The organism is Microcystis sp. LE19-10.1B, assembly GCF_027530565.1.
Lineage (GTDB): Bacteria > Cyanobacteriota > Cyanobacteriia > Cyanobacteriales > Microcystaceae > Microcystis > Microcystis aeruginosa.
Map to the genome: position 1 here is coordinate 1 of NZ_JAPZQM010000676.1, position 3,596 is coordinate 3,596.

Sequence of the window (3,596 nt, forward strand, 5' to 3'; positions counted from 1 at the left end):
TACCAAGCGATGTACCACAAGAAGGATAATGCAAGGTTTTTGAAAGTCCCAATCCTATTTTCTTGCACTAACATCGGACTTTAACAGGTCAAAAGCCTTATTTTAAAAGGGTTTTACCATTATTCAGCAAGCCCTAAATAAGAATCATAACTTCTGTTTAGACTAATTTGCAGCCCAAATTGGCACAGCTAGGGATAAAAGACTGAGAAAGAGATAAAAAGCAGGATGAAGGATTAAGATGCGGTCTTTTTCGATTTAGGCGGGGCAGAATAGCGTTTTTTGACCGTAGGATAAGGGATTTTTGGAGTCCGTTTTTTGCCTTTAGGCCAGCCCTGGGATTTTCCTCGGGTTTTGGGGAAACAGGCGGGTGTACCAATCACCGCTAAAATTGCCCCAAAACCCTGAGCGACCCTTCCAGGAGTTAGAGAGTTTTGTGGAAGAGGCTTCTGCCAAGGTAAAGGATTATCTTGTACTATCTCACGAGCCAGCCATAACTACCAAGTCAGTAGAGGCATCAAATCGCGACCAGATTGCCCTTGTTCGGGATTTGAAAGTTTGGGTAAAGTCCAGTGTAATCTTTGCGAGTGCGAAGCGATTCGAGTGATCGATGTTAATGGGACTTAGGCGTTTTCGGTCAGCAAAAAAGGCTCAAACCATTACGGGACAAAGGGTTAACCTCGATTTATGATTTTCCTTGATATATCTGGGTTTCAGCGATTTTGGGCTTCTCGAAGTAAATCCCAAGCGGGGATTGGAGTTGAGGCTTTTATCGATTTGTTTTTTGTCTAAGTCCCATTATGTGGACTTCGGTGGAATTATAGAGGAAGAAGGCACATTCTGTGGCTATACCATTCCGACCCGTCTGCGGATTGGATGGTACTTTGGCACTGAGCGGTTTGAGTCAGAGGGTGAGTTTTTCCGAGTCACGATTGATGATGCAATCTATCGGTAGAACGATCGGACATCAATAAAGAAATTACAGCCAACTTTGTAGAATGAAGTACAGCCAAAGTAAGGAGGGACTACGGGTGTGTGGCAAGTGATATGGAATACTGTGCTATCGGAATTCTCCGAGATCACCGATGTGGCTCAAATTATCCGCATCATTTTACGTTTCTTGCTTGCGGCGATCCTTGGTGGTCTACTGGGGTACGATCGGGAGATCAAGGGCAAGGCGGCAGGGTTGCGAACGCATATGCTGGTTTCTTTCGGGGCAGCACTCTTCGTCCTCATTCCTCAACAATCTGGGGCATCGATCGCAGATTTAACTCGTGTGTTGCAGGGCTTGATCGCTGGGGTGGGATTCCTTGGGGCCGGATCGATCATTATAGGAAGGCACCAAGAGGAGGCTAAGGGGATGACCACGGCGGCGGGCATATGGCTAACGGCGGCCATCGGCGTAGCGGCAGGGATGGGGCGAGAAGCGACGGCCATTCTCAGCACTCTCTTAGCCTTGGGAATCTTATCCTTAATTCCCAAGGTCGAACGGTTGTTTGAACGCCGTGGAAGGAGGAGTTAAACGGGGTCGGAGTATTCGGGCGGATAGGGGTTGAAGATGTACAAGTAGTTCATACCCGCGTTAAACTGCATATCTTGCCCCATGCCGTTGGAGCCCAAAGATGATCAAAATTTCCGTTGATTCACAGGTGTCGTTTTCTCGACCCTTGGTTTATGTCACCTATCGGGACAAGCTGATGGAGTTGGGGCCGTATCTGCCCAATGTGCGATCGCTGCAACTCAAGTCTCGCCAGGAAGCGGAGCGACAGGTGCGACTAGTGCTGGAGTGGCATGGGGGTGGGGACATCCCAGCCGCTGCTCGGGCACTTTTGAGTGAAGAACTGTTCACTTGGACGGAATACGATATCTGGGACAACAATGAGTTTACTGTAGACTGGCAAATTGAAACCCATGCCTACCGAGAGGCGGTGTTTTGCGCTGGCAAGAACCGCTTTCTGGATCGAGGCAATTGCACATTGGTGGAAAGCCGAGTCGAAGTGAGGATTGACCTCAGCGCAGTTCACAGTGTGCCCCCCTTCTTGCTCAGTCGCTTAGTTCACCTAGTCGAAGAGCTTCTGGCCAAAAAGATTGAACCGAATCTGGTGCAGATGGGACAGAGTGTGCAGAAGTATCTGGAGCAAACGCAGAAAACCCAGTAACGCCAGGAAAGGGATAGACTATGGGGTAGCGATCTGGAAGTAGTGGTGAGTCGAATTGCTTATTTAGGGTTTGCTGAAAAAGTTTGTTGGTGGGGTTAGGAGTCGGTCGTCGGTCGTCAGTAGCCGGTCGTTTCAGGCTTTGTTGCCCTCTTTTTTTTTGTACCGGTTTATGTACTACAAGAAGGATAATGCAAGGTTTTTGAATGTCCCAATCCTATTTTCGCAGCATGAACATCGGATTTTAACAGGTCAAAAGCCTTATTTTAAAAGGGTTTTACCATTATTCAGCAAGCCCTATTTAGGGTTGGCTGAATAAATCTAAAAACCTTGTTGGGTAAGACTTTTAGACTTTTTTTCCCTCAAAAAGTGCCAACCATTGGAGTGATCGGGGGTAAAATTCCGGGACTTTTTCCCTGAAAATTAGGTAACTGACCCCCTCAAAATCCCTAAAACCCCACACCCCACACCCCACACCCCACACCCTGTCCCCACGAAAAACTTTTTGCCGCAAACCCTATTTAGCGGGACTCAAACGATAACAAAAGATAACTGAGGGTATAATGCTTGGCAGATCAGCGTTTCACAATGCTAATACATAATCAGCGCCTTGCTCAATAATTGTAGAGGCAATTTCAGTTTGACATCCCATGGCATCAATACTTACTAAACAACCTCGAATTTCTCAAATCTTCAATAATTCAGGAATAGCAGTAATCTCATGGGATTTTTCAGCGACTTTTCGTTGACCAAGTACCAAATGATTAGTGGCTGACCAGACACTTACCATAGGAATTAAACTGCGGTTATTTCCTCGTTCTTTTGCCCCTCGTCAGGTTTTCCCGTCCACATTTAAGAGTTCTCCATTGGTCACCTGATGAACTGCTTGCATCCAACTAATAAAGCATGACTGGAGTTCTTCTGATTTTAAACGGACAAATAATCGGATCAATGTATCATGAGAGGGAATCCCATTAGGCAGAGCTAGAAAAGTTTTTAGCCATTCATATTTGGCTATACCATAGGCAGCAACTGCTTACCAGTTGTTCGCCCCACAAATGGTTGCACAGATAGTAATCACAATAATATCTATCAGCAAATGCTCAATGTTGTGTAACGCTCTAGGGTCTTTTAGAGTGCCAAAGTGTTTTTCAATCAGGGCTGTTGGTCATGAACATTTGTCCGTTAACATTGTTTTGCGCGAACCTGTAAACAGATAGTTAATATTCTGTATACTAACTTGAAAAATTTAATATTTATCTCCTAATTGCTATTCCATGAGGATATCTTGTAGATTTAGGTTCTTCGGTTTTTGTTATGCAATGGACGGGGGTTATAAGGGATGGAACCCTTATATAGAAAGGCATTTGGCGATTTTTGTCAATTATTTTTGATCTAGAGCGAACTAATCAATTAAGTCTCTTGCCAGATAAGGATTTAGTC

General features: G+C 45.3%; 3 protein-coding genes and 2 pseudogenes. 3 read left to right on the forward strand and 2 right to left on the reverse strand.

What is annotated here, in order from left to right; genetic code table 11:
- Positions 1-233: 233 nt before the first annotated feature.
- Positions 234-609, reverse strand: a pseudogene (locus O9332_RS24135) (NF041680 family putative transposase); the annotation flags it as partial.
- A gap of 172 nt (positions 610-781) precedes the next feature.
- On the opposite strand from O9332_RS24135, the gene O9332_RS24140 reads away from it, so the two are divergent.
- The 3 genes from O9332_RS24140 to O9332_RS24150 all read left to right on the forward strand — a co-directional run bounded on the left by O9332_RS24140 (position 782) and on the right by O9332_RS24150 (position 2,156).
- Complete coding sequence (locus tag O9332_RS24140; protein WP_155120367.1) at positions 782-952, forward strand: hypothetical protein; 171 nt, start codon at positions 782-784, stop codon at positions 950-952.
- Positions 953-1,084: 132 nt separating this feature from the next.
- Positions 1,085-1,519 (forward strand): MgtC/SapB family protein, encoded by a 435-nt coding sequence (locus tag O9332_RS24145; protein ID WP_223210969.1) that lies wholly within the window; start codon positions 1,085-1,087, stop codon positions 1,517-1,519.
- A 100-nt stretch (positions 1,520-1,619) separates the two neighbouring features.
- The gene (locus O9332_RS24150) at positions 1,620-2,156 is read left to right on the forward strand and encodes a hypothetical protein (RefSeq protein WP_288027686.1); all 537 of its coding nucleotides are present in this window, start codon (positions 1,620-1,622) and stop codon (positions 2,154-2,156) included.
- A gap of 583 nt (positions 2,157-2,739) precedes the next feature.
- Here O9332_RS24150 and O9332_RS24155 read toward each other — a convergent pair.
- A pseudogene (locus O9332_RS24155) lies at positions 2,740-3,312 on the reverse strand (ISAs1 family transposase); the annotation flags it as partial.
- Positions 3,313-3,596 lie beyond the last annotated feature (284 nt).